At 70.8% G+C, this 11,902-nt stretch carries 13 protein-coding genes; 3 read left to right on the top strand and 10 right to left on the bottom strand.

Annotated elements, in window-relative coordinates:
- Positions 1-182: 182 nt before the first annotated feature.
- From ABD54_RS22610 to ABD54_RS22595, 4 genes are all read right to left on the bottom strand, one after another.
- Positions 183-974, bottom strand: coding sequence for a succinate dehydrogenase/fumarate reductase iron-sulfur subunit (locus ABD54_RS22610; protein ID WP_047871543.1), 792 nt, complete (start codon positions 972-974; stop codon positions 183-185).
- On the bottom strand, positions 971-3,052 hold the full coding sequence (locus tag ABD54_RS22605) for a fumarate reductase/succinate dehydrogenase flavoprotein subunit (RefSeq protein WP_047871542.1): 2,082 nt from the start codon (positions 3,050-3,052) through the stop codon (positions 971-973). The genes ABD54_RS22610 and ABD54_RS22605 overlap by 4 nt, the downstream gene beginning before the upstream one ends.
- 26 nt (positions 3,053-3,078) lie before the next feature.
- Entirely contained in the window at positions 3,079-3,891 is an 813-nt protein-coding gene (locus tag ABD54_RS22600) for a hypothetical protein (protein WP_047871541.1), read from the bottom strand.
- A gap of 394 nt (positions 3,892-4,285) precedes the next feature.
- A complete protein-coding gene (locus ABD54_RS22595; RefSeq protein WP_047871540.1) occupies positions 4,286-5,236 on the bottom strand; it encodes a LysR family transcriptional regulator in 951 nt (316 codons plus the stop codon).
- Between the two features lie 131 nt (positions 5,237-5,367).
- Here ABD54_RS22595 and ABD54_RS22590 point away from each other — a divergent pair, with 131 nt between their 5' ends.
- From ABD54_RS22590 to ABD54_RS22580, 3 genes are read left to right on the top strand one after another with little or no spacing between them, the layout of a single operon-like run.
- Positions 5,368-6,024 (top strand): succinate dehydrogenase cytochrome b subunit, encoded by a 657-nt coding sequence (locus ABD54_RS22590; protein WP_082166951.1) that lies wholly within the window; start codon positions 5,368-5,370, stop codon positions 6,022-6,024.
- Positions 6,025-7,971, top strand: a complete 1,947-nt coding sequence (locus tag ABD54_RS22585; protein ID WP_047871539.1) for a fumarate reductase/succinate dehydrogenase flavoprotein subunit — start codon at positions 6,025-6,027, stop codon at positions 7,969-7,971.
- On the top strand, positions 7,968-8,714 hold the full coding sequence (locus ABD54_RS22580) for a succinate dehydrogenase/fumarate reductase iron-sulfur subunit (RefSeq protein WP_017564106.1): 747 nt from the start codon (positions 7,968-7,970) through the stop codon (positions 8,712-8,714). Before ABD54_RS22585 ends, ABD54_RS22580 begins: the two co-directional genes overlap by 4 nt.
- 68 nt (positions 8,715-8,782) lie before the next feature.
- Here ABD54_RS22580 and ABD54_RS22575 read toward each other — a convergent pair whose 3' ends face one another.
- The 6 genes from ABD54_RS22575 to ABD54_RS22550 all read right to left on the bottom strand — a co-directional run bounded on the left by ABD54_RS22575 (position 8,783) and on the right by ABD54_RS22550 (position 11,823).
- Positions 8,783-8,983: a hypothetical protein gene (locus ABD54_RS22575; RefSeq protein WP_047871538.1), complete on the bottom strand. Its 201-nt coding sequence runs from the start codon at positions 8,981-8,983 to the stop codon at positions 8,783-8,785.
- An 89-nt stretch (positions 8,984-9,072) separates the two neighbouring features.
- On the bottom strand, positions 9,073-9,312 hold the full coding sequence (locus tag ABD54_RS29205; protein ID WP_235432158.1) for a type II toxin-antitoxin system death-on-curing family toxin: 240 nt from the start codon (positions 9,310-9,312) through the stop codon (positions 9,073-9,075).
- Between the two features lie 211 nt (positions 9,313-9,523).
- On the bottom strand, positions 9,524-10,159 hold the full coding sequence (locus tag ABD54_RS22565) for a GNAT family N-acetyltransferase (protein ID WP_047871537.1): 636 nt from the start codon (positions 10,157-10,159) through the stop codon (positions 9,524-9,526).
- Between the two features lie 51 nt (positions 10,160-10,210).
- Positions 10,211-10,963, bottom strand: coding sequence for a TrmH family RNA methyltransferase (locus ABD54_RS22560; RefSeq protein ID WP_047871536.1), 753 nt, complete (start codon positions 10,961-10,963; stop codon positions 10,211-10,213).
- A gap of 36 nt (positions 10,964-10,999) precedes the next feature.
- On the bottom strand, positions 11,000-11,389 hold the full coding sequence (locus tag ABD54_RS22555; RefSeq protein ID WP_047871535.1) for a hypothetical protein: 390 nt from the start codon (positions 11,387-11,389) through the stop codon (positions 11,000-11,002).
- 50 nt (positions 11,390-11,439) lie between these two features.
- Positions 11,440-11,823: a DUF3054 domain-containing protein gene (locus ABD54_RS22550; protein WP_047871534.1), complete on the bottom strand. Its 384-nt coding sequence runs from the start codon at positions 11,821-11,823 to the stop codon at positions 11,440-11,442.
- Positions 11,824-11,902 lie beyond the last annotated feature (79 nt).

Below are 11,902 nucleotides of genomic sequence, written 5' to 3'. Positions count from 1 at the left end.
CGTCGGACCCCCGCGACCCTCGCCCGCGCCAACCCCGCCAGGCGAGTGGGACGAGCTCACCTCCCGCATCCGCCTCCTGCTCCGGCAGCGGCAGGGTGCGACGGCGTGAACGCCACCCTCCGGGGGAGCACTCCGTCCGCCGACCGCGCAGCGCAGTGCCGGGTCGGCGGACGGGACCGGCCTCAGGTCGGGTCGGAGTACCGCCCGACGTTGGGCACCGGCGGGGTGTCCTTGGGCCGCACGCCGATCTTGGACCCCAGCCACACCAGCGGGTCGTACTTGCGGTCCACCACGCGCTCCTTGAGCGGTATCAGCGCGTTGTCGGTGATGCGGATGTTCTCCGGGCACACCTCCGTGCAGCACTTGGTGATGTTGCAGTACCCCAGCCCGAACTCCTCCTGGGCGATGAGCCTGCGGTCGGCGGTGTCCTCGGGGTGCATCTCCAGCTCCGCCACCCGCATGAGGTAACGCGGACCCGAGAAGTGCTCCTTGTTCTCCTCGTGGTCGCGGATCACGTGGCAGGTGTTGTTGCACAGGAAGCACTCGATGCACTTGCGGAACTCCTGCTGGCGTTCCACGTCCTCCTGGCTCATCCGGAAGTCGCCCGGGGCCTTGGCCGGATCCGGTGTGAACGAGGGGATCTCCCGCGCCTTCTGGTAGTTGTACGACACGTCGCACACCAGGTCCCGGACCACCGGGAAGGCGCGCATCGGCGTCACCGTCACCACCTCGTCGTCCTCGAACACGCTCATCCGCGTCATGCAGGACAGCCGGGGACGTCCGTTGATCTCCACCGAGCACGAACCGCACTTGCCCGCCTTGCAGTTCCACCGCACCGCCAGGTCCGGGGTCTGCGTGGCCTGGAGGCGGTGCAGCACGTCGAGCACCACCTCGCCCTCGTTGACCTCGACCCGGTACTCGGCGAGCCCGCCCTCGCCCGAACCCCGCCACACCCGGAACACGCGCTCGCTCATGACTGGCCCTCCTCGGCCGCGTCCGCCGCCCCCGACGCGGGCAGCTCCTCCTCCGACAGGTACTTGGCCAGCTCGTCGCGTTCGAAGAGGGCGAGCAGCCCGGCCGGGATGTCGGCGAGCACGAGCCGTGACAGCGACACCCGGTCGGAGCGGTCGGCCCGCACCGCCAGGTTCACCCGCCGCCACTCGGTCGACATGCCGGGGAAGTCCTCGCGCGTGTGCCCGCCGCGCGACTCCGTGCGCTCCAGGGCGGCCGCGGCCACCGCGCGTGAGACCAGGACCATGTTGGGCAGCGCCAGCGCCAGGTGCCAGCCCGGGTTGTAGACCCGGTCGCCCGGCGCGCTGAGCGCGCGCGAGCGCTCCGCCAGCTCCTCCAGCCGCTCCAGGGCCCGCTCCATCTCCGGACCCCTGCGGATGATGCCGACCAGGTCGTTCATGGTCTCCTGGAGTTCGGCGTGCAGCGTGTACGGGTTCTCTCCGCCTTCCGCCCTGAGGAGGCGCAGCGCGTACGAGGACGCCTCGTCCGCCGCCCGGTCCAGGAGCCCGTCCGGTGCGGGCCGGTCGCCGAGCCCGTCCACGTAGGCCGCCGCGCCCAGCCCGGCCCGGCGCCCGAACACCAGCAGGTCCGACAGGGAGTTGCCGCCCAGCCTGTTGGAGCCGTGCATGCCGCCCGCCACCTCACCGGCCGCGAACAGCCCGGGCACGTCGGAGGCGGCGGTGTCGGCGTCCACCCGCACCCCGCCCATCACGTAGTGGCAGGTGGGGCCCACCTCCATGGGCTCGGCGGTGATGTCCACGTCGGCCAGCTCCTTGAACTGGTGGTGCATGGACGGCAGCCGCTTGACGATCTCCTCGGCGGGCAGGCGCGTGGACACGTCCAGGAACACGCCGCCGTGCGGCGAGCCCCGCCCCTCCTTGACCTCGGTGTTGATCGCCCGCGCGACCTCGTCGCGGGGCAGCAGCTCCGGCGGCCTGCGGTGCCCCGCGGGGTCGTCGTACCAGCCGTCGGCCTCCTCCTCGCTCTCGGCGTACTGGGAGCGGAACACGTCCGGCACGTAGCCGAACATGAACCGCTCGCCCTCGGAGTTGCGCAGCACACCGCCGTCGCCGCGCACCGACTCGGTGACGAGGATGCCCTTCACCGACGGCGGCCAGACCATCCCGGTGGGGTGGAACTGGACGAACTCCATGTTGATCAGGGAGGCCCCGGCCCGCAGCGCCAGCGCGTGGCCGTCGCCGGTGTACTCCCAGGAGTTGGAGGTGGTGCGGAAGGCCTTGCCGATGCCGCCGGTGGCCAGGACCACCGAGGGCGCCTCGAACAGGACGAACCCGCCGTCCACGCGGCGGTAGCCGAACGCGCCGGCGATCCGCCCCGGCCTCCTTGCGCCCCCGGCCGGGCCCGCACCCGTGTCCCCGCCCGGGGCCGGGTCCACGGAGGTGGCCCCGCCCGCGCCGCCGTCCGGCCGCACGGCCGCGTCCACTGCCGTCGCACCGGTACCGGCACCGGTGCCGGGTACGTCGTCCTCGGTGATGAGCCGGGTGATCGCGGTCTCGGCGAACACGCGGATGCGCGCCTCGGGGTCGCCCAGCTCCACGGCGTCCTGCTGCTGGAGCGCGACGACCCGCTGCTGGAGGGTGCGGATCATCTCCAGGCCGGTGCGGTCGCCCACGTGCGCCAGCCTCGGGTACTCGTGGCCGCCGAAGTTGCGCTGGCTGATCTTTCCCTCGGCCGTGCGGTCGAAGAGCGCGCCCCAGTACTCCAGTTCGAGGATGCGCTCGGGCGCCTCCCGGGCGTGCAGCTCGGCCATGCGCGGATCGTTGAGGAACTTGCCGCCGCGCACGGTGTCGCGGAAGTGCACGCGCCACTCGTCTTCCGGATTGGCGTTGCCGAGAGCGGCGGCGGCGCCGCCCTCGGCCATCACGGTGTGGGCCTTGCCGAACAGCGACTTGGAGACGACCGCGGTGCGCTTGCCCTGCTCGCGGGCGGCGATCGCGGCCCGCAGCCCGGCTCCGCCCGCCCCGATCACCACGACGTCGTAGGCGTACCGGGTGATCCCGGGTTCTGCTGTGGGGGGCATCTGGTCGTGCCTTCCTTCCCCTTGGCTCAGTTGAGGATGCGCAGGTCGTCGATGGTGCCGCTGGCGATCAGGGCGATGTAGGCGTCCGTGAGGATCAGGGTCGCGATGCTCAGCCAGCCGAAGTACATGTGCCGGTGGTTGAGTACGGACAGGCGGCCCCACATCCAGTAGCGGACGGGGTGCCTGCCGAAGCTGCGCAGCCGTCCGCCGAAGATGTGGCGGCACGAGTGGCAACTGAGCGTGTAGCCCCACAGCATGAGCACGTTGAGGAGCATGATCAGGTTGCCCAGCCCGACGCCGAAGCCGCCCCCGGTGCCGTGGAGGAAGGCGATCAGCATGTCCCACGTGTTGACGAGCGTGATGGCGAAGGCCGCGTAGAAGAAGTAGCGGTGGCCGTTCTGGACCAGCATCAGCGGGCGGGTCTCGCCGGTGTAGGCGCCGTGGGGCTCGCGTACGGCGCACGCCGGGGGAGAGAACCAGAACGAGCGGTAGTAGGCCTTGCGGTAGTAGTAGCAGGTCAGCCGGAACAGCAGCAGGATCGGCAGGCTGACCAGGGCGTAGGGGATGAGCGGCGGGAACTCCACCGGCAGGCGTCCGAACAGGGCCGCGTCGGGCGCGCACTGCTGCGCGATGCACGGCGAGTAGAACGGGGTGAGGTAGTGGTGTTCCTGGACCCAGTAGTGGTCCTGCTGGAACACCCGCAGGGTCGCGTAGACGACGAAGGCGGCCAGCCCCAGCGCGGTGAGGAGGGGGCCGAGCCACCAGTCGTCGGTGCGCAGGGTTCGTTGGGGGATGCGTGCCCGGCCGCCCCCGGGGCCTGCGTTCTCGGTCGCTGTCACCGTTGTCTCGCACCTCCTGTGGGAAGGAAGGTCCCGGTCGGGCGGGGCGCGGTGCCCGCCTGCTTCGGCCGTGACCGCCGCGCAGGACGGCCGCGCGCAGGAGCCGTCGCGAACCGTTCCGCAACGCAACGTTAGGGCGTTGTGATCACGGTCACGTCCCGGAGGGGGGAAGGCGTCGGGGAAAGCTATGTGAAATGCGCCACTTTTGAGCGCTTAATTGGGGTGTTTTGTCGGATCAAGTGGCCAGAAATCCCTTTTGGCGATCGGGTTGCTTCAGGTGCGCCAGTGGCGTGTGGTAAAGGAGGCCATCGCCCGAATCCGGCACCGGTCATCCGCAACGGGGAGTCCGGCGGGACCCGCCTCCGCTGGACGGGAACCGCGTCCGACCGGCGGGTCAGTCCGCCCCGTCCTCGGGGGAGAGCAAAACCTCCAGGTCCGGGCCCAGGTCCTGCGGCGACATGCCCAGCAGGTAGCCGTTGAGGTGGCGGCGGAACGCCTCCGCCGAGTGCGAGGGCTCCACGTCCCGGCGCCGCGCCAGCGCCACCGTCCGCAGCAGGCGCGGCCGGGTCAGCGGGGTCCCGCGCAGGCTCTGCCGGTTGCGCAGCACCATGCTCGGCACCACCGCCAGCCCCATGCCCGCCTCCACGAACCGCAGCACGGCGTCCATCTCCCCGCCCTCCACGGCCAGCTCGGGCTCGAACCCCGACGCCCGGCACGCGCGCAGCGTCGCCTCGCGCACGTCGTAGCCGCGCCGGAACATCACCAGCGGGCGGCCCCGCAGCTCGGTGATGCGGATCGAGGCCCGCCCGTTGGGGGAGGGGCCCGCCATCGGGCTCGCCACCACCAGGTTCTCCCGCAGGATCGGCGTCGTGGAGAAGTCGGGGTCGCTGCTGTGCAGCGGCAGGATGATCAGCGCCAGGTCCAGTTCGCCCCGCCCCAGGTCGCGGATGAGGTCGCGCGAGCCGCTCTCCTCCACCTGGAGTTCGATGCCGGGGAAACGGGTATGGAAGTCGGCGAGCACGTCGGCCAGCAGCCCCGCGCACAGCGACGGGGTCGCGCCGAGGCGCACACGGCCCCGGCGCACCCCGGCCAGCTCGGCCACCTCGCGCCGGGCCGTCTCCAGGTCGGCGAGCATGCGTTGGGCGAGCGGAAGCAGCGCCTCGCCGGCCGGTGTGAGTGTGATGTTTCCCCGGGCACGACTGAATAACGGCGCGCCCAGCTCCTGTTCGAGGCTGCGGATCTGCTTGCTCAGACTGGGCTGTGCGACGCGCGAAAGCTCTGCTGCGCGGGTGAAATGGCGTGTGCGGGCCACCGCGACGAAGTAGGCCAACTGCTGGAACTGCATGTTCCATAGCCTACGTCTATCGACTCAAGCGTCCCGATGACTTGGACTCCAGGCTTACCCAGAACTTACAGTGACAGGCTGTGGCGAACAGTACCTTGACCAAGAAGCGGTCTACGGCCTACGGGTCCACGGTGGCGCTCAAGGCAGCGATGGCGATCACCGGGGCGATCCTCGTGCTGTATTTGATCGCGCACATGTACGGCAACCTGAAAGTGTTCTCGGGCCAGGAGGCCTTCGACGGCTACGCCCACAGCCTCCGGGAGCTGGGCTACCCGCTGCTGCCCGAGAGCGGATTCCTGTGGATCTTCCGCATCGTCCTGCTGGCGAGCGTCCTGATCCACATCTACGCGGCGGTGACGCTGTGGGCCCGCGCCCGCAGAGCGCGTCCGGCTGACCAGCGCTACCAGGTGAAGAAGAGGGTGGCCCGCAGCTACGCCTCCTACACCATGCGCTACGGCGGCGTCCTGGTCGCGCTGTTCGTGGTCTTCCACATCCTGCACCTGACCACGAACACCATCGCCCCCGGCGGTGCGTCCGACAGCCCCTACGAGCGGCTCGTGAACGGGTTCCAGCCCGAGTTCTGGTACGTGACCCTGTTCTACATCCTGTCCGTGATCGCTGTGGGCCTGCACCTGCGGCACGGCATCTGGAGCGCCCTGGCCACCCTCGGCGCCAACCAGGCCAGCCGTCAGGGCAAGCTCAACGCGGTCGCCGTGGGCCTGTCGCTGATCGTGACGGTCGGCTTCCTGCTCCCGCCTCTGGCGGTCACCTTTGGACTGGTGAGTTAATTGTCTGACAACGACTTCTACCGCGTCGGCGAACCGATCCGGGACGAGAAGGCCCCGGAGGGCCCGATCAACGAGCGCTGGGACAAGCGGCGCTTCTCGGCGAAGCTGGTCAACCCCGCGAACCGGCGCAAGCTCTCCGTGATCATGGTGGGCACCGGCCTGGCCGGCGCCTCCGCCGCCGCGACCCTGGGCGAGGCGGGCTACAAGGTCACCTCGTTCTGCTACCAGGACAGCCCGAGGCGCGCGCACTCCATCGCGGCCCAGGGCGGCATCAACGCCGCCAAGAACTACCGCAACGACGGCGACAGCATCTACCGGCTGTTCTACGACACCGTCAAGGGCGGCGACTTCCGCTCCCGCGAGTCGAACGTCTACCGCCTGGCCCAGACCAGCGTCGAGATCATCGACCAGTGCGTCGCCCAGGGCGTGCCCTTCGCCCGCGAGTACGGCGGTCTGCTCGACAACCGCTCCTTCGGCGGCGTGCAGGTCTCGCGCACCTTCTACGCGCGCGGCCAGACGGGCCAGCAGTTGCTCATCGGCGCCTACCAGGCCCTGGAGCGCCAGATCGCGGCGGGCAGCGTCGAGATGCACACCCGCCACGAGATGCTGGAAGTCATCGTCGTGGACGGCCGCGCGCGCGGCGTCATCGTCCGCGACATGGTCACCGGTGAGATCGAGACCCACTTCGCCGACGCCGTGGTGCTGGCCACCGGCGGCTACGGCAACGTGTTCTTCCTGTCGACCAACGCGATGGGCTCCAACGTCACCGCGACCTGGCGCGCGCACCGCAAGGGCGCGCTCTTCGCCAACCCGTGCTACACGCAGATCCACCCGACCTGCATCCCGGTCAGCGGCGACTACCAGTCCAAGCTGACCCTGATGAGCGAGTCGCTGCGCAACGACGGCCGCATCTGGGTGCCCAAGGCGCACGGGGACACCCGCGACCCGCGCCAGATCCCGGAGGAGGAGCGCGACTACTACCTGGAGCGCATCTACCCGGCCTTCGGCAACCTGGTGCCGCGCGACATCGCCTCCCGCGCCGCCAAGAACGTCTGCGACGAGGGCCGCGGCGTGGGCCCCGGCGGCCTGGGCGTCTACCTGGACTTCGCCGACGCCATCTCTCGCATGGGGCAGGACGCCGTCGAGGCCAAGTACGGCAACCTGTTCGACATGTACCAGCGCATCACCGGCGAGAACCCGTACGAGGTTCCGATGCGCATCTACCCGGCCGTGCACTACACCATGGGCGGCCTGTGGGTCGACTACGACCTCCAGAGCTCCATCCCGGGCCTGTTCGTGACCGGTGAGGCCAACTTCTCCGACCACGGCGCCAACCGCCTGGGCGCGAGCGCGCTGATGCAGGGGCTGGCGGACGGCTACTTCGTCCTGCCCAACACCATCAACGACTACCTGTCGTCGGGTCCCTTCGAGGCCCTCGACGAGTCGCACCCCGAGGCCGTGGCGGCCAAGGGCCAGGTGACCTCCCGCATCGACAAGCTGCTCTCCGTCCAGGGCTCCCGCACCGTCGACTCCTTCCACAAGGAGCTCGGCCACATCATGTGGGAGTACTGCGGCATGGAGCGCAGCGAGGAGGGCCTGACCAAGGCCATCGAGCTCATCCGGGCGCTGCGTGCCGAGTTCTGGCGCGACGTCAAGGTGCTGGGCACCAACGAGGAGTTCAACCAGGCCCTGGAGAAGGCCAACCGCGTGGCCGACTTCCTGGAGCTGGGCGAGCTCATGTGCATCGACGCCCTGCACCGCCGCGAGTCCTGCGGCGGCCACTTCCGCGCCGAGAGCCAGACCGAGGACGGCGAGGCGCTGCGCCACGACGACGAGTTCGCCTACGTGGCTGCCTGGGCGTTCGGCGGCGATGACAGCAAGCCCGTGCTCCACAAGGAAGCCCTGGAGTACGAGTACGTCGAGATGAAGCAGCGGAGCTACAAGTGAACATCACCCTGCGCGTATGGCGTCAGAAGGGGCCGGACGACGAGGGTCGGCTGGCCACGTACAAGCTCACCGACGTCTCCCCGGACATGTCGTTCCTGGAGATGCTCGACGTCCTCAACGAGAAGCTCACGCTGGAGAACGAGGACCCGGTCGCCTTCGACCACGACTGCCGCGAGGGCATCTGCGGCGCCTGCGGTGTCGTGATCGACGGTGAGGCGCACGGCCCCGAGCGCACCACGACCTGCCAGCTGCACATGCGCAGCTTCAACGACGGCGACACCATCACCGTGGAGCCGTGGCGGGCCAAGGCGTTCCCGGTCGTCAGGGACCTGGTCGTGGACCGCGGCGCGTTCGACCGCATCATCCAGGCGGGCGGCTACATCAGCGCCCCGACGGGTACCGCGCCCGACGCCCACGCCAACCCGATCCCGAAGCCGGACGCGGACCGCGCGTTCGACGCCGCGACCTGCATCGGCTGCGGCGCGTGCGTGGCGGCCTGCCCGAACGCCTCAAGCATGCTGTTCACCGCCGCGAAGGTCACGCACCTGGGCATGCTCCCGCAGGGGCAGCCCGAGCGGTCCTCGCGCGTGGTGAAGATGATCAACCAGCAGGACGAGGAGGACTTCGGCGGCTGCACCAACATCGGTGAGTGCGCCGCGGTCTGCCCGAAGGGCATCCCGCTGGACACGATCTCGCAGCTCAACCGCGACCTGCTGGGTTCGCTCAGCAAGGGCGTCGGCTGACCGCCGCCACCTGTCGCACCGCACGGGCCGCGCTCCTTCGGGGCGCGGCCCGTCGCCGTTCGCGGAGGTCACTCCGCCGGGCGGCGGGGTGGTCCGGCGTCCTGCTCCACCGTCTTCCGGGACTGCTCCGGGACCCTGCGCGTCTGGCGGCTCGCGACGAAGTCCTCGACGGCGGTGATCACCGCGGCCTCGACGCTGACGCCGTCCCGTTCCGCGACCTCCCTGAGCAGGGCGTGGAGGCCGTCGTGCAGGTGCAGGTGCATCTCCATGGCACGAAGGTAGCGGTTGCCGGGTCCGGGCGAGGGGAAAACGCAGAGACCGGCTCCTTCGGGGCGCGGCCCGTCGCCGTTTCCCGGGGTCACTCCGCGGGCGGCATGAGTCCTCTGAGCCGGTCGGCGATCTCGGGGACGTCCGCCAGGGCGCCGGTGGTGACCGCGATGACCAGGTCGCAGGCGGCGTTCTGGTCGGGTCTTCCTGCCTTCTGGCCGTCGAGGCGGAGGAACAGCCTGGCGCTGATCCAGCCCAGCCCCCTGTTGCCGTCCCACAGGGGACGGCCGATGAGGATCGACCGCATGAGGGCGGCGGCCTTCTGCCGCACGTCCGGATGGGCGTCCTCACCGAAGGCGGTGGTCTGCGGACGCAGCGGCGCCCGCGTGGAGCCGGCCGGCGCCCCTCACCGTCACACAGGACGGAGGGGCCGCCTCGATGATCACGCGGGCATCGGCCTTGGCGGGGTAACGCGTCACTCGGCGAGCCCCGCCAGCGGTGGGGGACGGCTCCCCGGGAAGGGGCGGAGGGCCCGCGGGCCCTCAGGAGGGGTCGCGCAGCAGGAAGTAGTTGGTTCCCGCCTCGGGGCTCTCCGCCTCCCGGACCAGCCGGAACCCGAACCGCTCGTAGAAGCCGACGGTCTTGGGGTTGAGCGTCTGGGTGAACACCGGCAGGCCCTGGGAGTCGGCGCTGTCCAGACCCGAGGTGAGCAGCCCGCCGCCGACGCCCGTGCCGACGGCGGCCGGGTCCACGCCAAGCGCCGCCAGGTACAGGTGGGGTTCCTGGGGCGCGGCCAGCTTCCACTCGGCGAACAAGCGCACGAACGCCGCCAGCCGGGTGCGGCCGATCAGGGGGGCCCAGTGCGGCCAGGTGCGCAGCGACACCAGCCGGCCCTCCGGGTTGGCGGCGGGCGGAGCCCACAGCGCCGCGCCGCGCACCACAGGTGCGTCCTCGCTGCCGTCCCTGGTCTCGGCGACCCGGGTGTCACCCGAGGGGACGTAGCCGAAGCCCGCGGTCAGGGCGAAGAAGCGGCGCGTCCGGGCCATCCACAGCTCGTCGTCGGGGAACAGCCACCGGAAGAGCGGGTCCTCCTGCGCTGATCTGGCCAGAACGCGTGCGACACCGGCGACGTCGTCGATCGTGGCGGTACGGGAGGCTGCTGTGACGGTTGGAATCATCCCGGGATCTCTCTGGTAGGGGCCTTTCGGCCATGGTAGATCACGGAAACATCACGACAGTGTCGTGGTGGGGGCCGGGGCGTCCGCGGAGAAGGCGGCGGGGACCGGCTGGTCGAACACGTGGGCCCGCACCCAGGCGTGCATGGCGATCGCGGCCGCGGCCCCGGCGTTGATCGACCGGGTCGAACCGAACTGGGAGATCGACAGCACGGCCCGGCACACCCGCCGCACCTCCTCGGAGAGCCCCGGGCCCTCCTGGCCGAACACCAGCACGGCGTTCCTGGGCAGCGGATAGGTCTCCAGCGGCACCGAACCCGGCAGGTTGTCCACGCCGAGCAGCGCGAGCCCGCGCTCCTCGGCCCAGGCCACCAGCGCCCCGGTGTCGGGGTGGTGGTGGACGTGCTGGTAGCGGTCGGTCACCATCGCGCCGCGCTTGTTCCAGCGGCGGCGGCCCACGATGTGCACGGCCGCGCACCCGAAGGCGTTGGCGGTGCGCACGACCGAGCCGATGTTGAAGTCGTGCGTCCAGTTCTCCACGGCGACGTGGAAGGGGTGGCGCACGGTGTCGAGGTCGGCCACGATCGCCTCGCGCCGCCAGTACCGGTAACGGTCCACGACGTTGCGGCGGTCGCCGCCCGCCAGCAGTTCGGGATCGTAGTGGTCGCCCTCGGGCCAGGGGCCCTCCCACGGGCCCACGCCCACCTCGCGCGCCTCGTCCTCACCGGCTCCGTCCGCGGACGCGGTGGAGACGGGACCGCGGACGGAGCCGGAGGGAGGCGACTGGGGTGCGGGGTGCTCGTTCATCTGTTCCAGCTTACGAACGCTCCGCGGTGGGACCTCCTACAGGTGGATGTCCCCGTGGAAGTCACGGCCCTGGAACACGCGCGCCCTGCCGCTGACGTCCCCCTGGATGCTGTTGTGCACGGCCCCGTCGCCCTCCTGGACGAACTCGCCGCGCAGCTCCGCCATCAGCGCGCGGATCGCGGGTTCCTCGGCCTCAGCCCGCTCCAGGCGCTCGGCGACGGCGGCCAGCGCCCCGGGGTCCTCCGGCTCCAGGAGGGCGTCGTCCAGGACCTGCTGGGATTCGGGATCGGAGCGAAAACGCGCGAAGACCGCCTTGCGCAGGGACTTGAAGGCGGCGACGGTGCCTTCGGTCGCGGCTTCGGTGATCTTGCCGACCGCGCCGGTGACGACGGCGGCGGCGATGGCGAGGGTGACGGGATCGGCCACGGGGGGCTCCTTAGCGAGGGAGGTTGTGTTCCGCCACCCAGTGTTCCCCCTCAGGCGCGGCGCTGTCTCCTCTTCGCGACGACAAGCGCCGCCCAGCGCCAGCCGAGCATGGTCGCGGCCAGGAACAGGGAGGTGACGATGACGAAGCTGGTCGGAGCGCCCTCCCCGAGGAAAACGCGTACCGCCATCCCCCCGACCACTGTCACGGCCCACACGAACAACCCCGTCGGCCAGATCCGGACAGGGGCGGTCCAGGCACGGGTGACCGCCCAGCCCAGGACCGTCCCGGCTGCGAAGGGCCACGCGGTCCAGGCGATCTCGGCCAGGGCCGTGCCGGTCCCGTGGTCGGTCCTGCCGATCACGACGAAGGCCAGCACGCAGACCAGGTCGGCCAGCAGCGCGGCCAGGGCGCGCGGCGCGGTGGAGGAACGCATACGGCCAGGCTATGCCCGGGTCGAGGAAACGTCCGGGCGGGGCGGGCGGAGCGTCGCGACGTGTCGGCGGGGGCCGGAG

The sequence above is a fragment of the Nocardiopsis sp. RV163 genome (assembly GCF_001029525.1).
In the GTDB taxonomy this organism is placed as follows: Bacteria; Actinomycetota; Actinomycetes; order Streptosporangiales; family Streptosporangiaceae; genus Nocardiopsis; species Nocardiopsis dassonvillei.
This window is presented reverse-complemented; position numbering and strand designations above follow the sequence as displayed.

Coding starts and splice junctions, on each gene's coding strand:
- ABD54_RS22565 (WP_047871537.1), bottom strand. CDS start 10,159: ATGATTCCAACCGTCACAGCAGCCTCCCGTACCGCCACGATCGACGAC.
- ABD54_RS22550 (WP_047871534.1), bottom strand. CDS start 11,823: ATGCGTTCCTCCACCGCGCCGCGCGCCCTGGCCGCGCTGCTGGCCGAC.
- ABD54_RS22575 (WP_047871538.1), bottom strand. CDS start 8,983: ATGGAGATGCACCTGCACCTGCACGACGGCCTCCACGCCCTGCTCAGG.
- ABD54_RS22595 (WP_047871540.1), bottom strand. CDS start 5,236: ATGCAGTTCCAGCAGTTGGCCTACTTCGTCGCGGTGGCCCGCACACGC.
- ABD54_RS22560 (WP_047871536.1), bottom strand. CDS start 10,963: ATGAACGAGCACCCCGCACCCCAGTCGCCTCCCTCCGGCTCCGTCCGC.
- ABD54_RS22605 (WP_047871542.1), bottom strand. CDS start 3,052: ATGCCCCCCACAGCAGAACCCGGGATCACCCGGTACGCCTACGACGTC.
- ABD54_RS22610 (WP_047871543.1), bottom strand. CDS start 974: ATGAGCGAGCGCGTGTTCCGGGTGTGGCGGGGTTCGGGCGAGGGCGGG.